Origin of the sequence: Streptomyces sp. JJ66 (genome assembly GCF_019303495.1) — a bacterium.
In the GTDB taxonomy this organism is placed as follows: Bacteria; Actinomycetota; Actinomycetes; order Streptomycetales; family Streptomycetaceae; genus Streptomyces.
The window spans coordinates 1-462 of record NZ_JAEVFI010000064.1; the positions used below are offsets into that span (position 1 = coordinate 1).

The 462-nt window shown below is 75.5% G+C and carries 1 pseudogene; it reads left to right on the forward strand.

What is annotated here, in order from left to right:
* Positions 1-462 (forward strand): annotated as a pseudogene (locus JJV70_RS22280) (AMP-binding protein); the annotation flags it as partial.

A 462-nucleotide genomic window follows, 5' to 3' on the forward strand; every position in this document is an offset into this window, starting at 1 on the left:
TACGTCCTCGATGAGCGGCTGGAGCCGGTCCCCGTCGGCACGACCGGCGAGCTGTACATGGCGGGCGCCGGGCTGGCCCACGGCTACGTGGCCCGGCCGGGGCTCACGGCCGAGCGGTTCACGGCCTGCCCGTTCGGGGAGCCGGGGGAACGGATGTACCGCACCGGCGACCTGGTGCGGTGGACGCCCACCGGGGTGCTGGAGTACCTGGGGCGGGCAGACGACCAGGTGAAGATCCGCGGCTTCCGGATCGAGCCCGGCGAGGTCGAGGCCGTCGTCGCCCGCCGCGCCGGGGTGGCCCGCGCCGCCGTCGTCGTACGCGAGGACCGGCCCGGCGACAAGCGGCTCGTCGCCTACGTGGTGCCCACGGCCGAGAACGCCGTCGACCCCCGCGCACTGCGGGAGGAGTTGGGCGGGCCGCTGCCCGAGTACATGGTCCCCTCCGCCGTGGTCGTCCTCGAC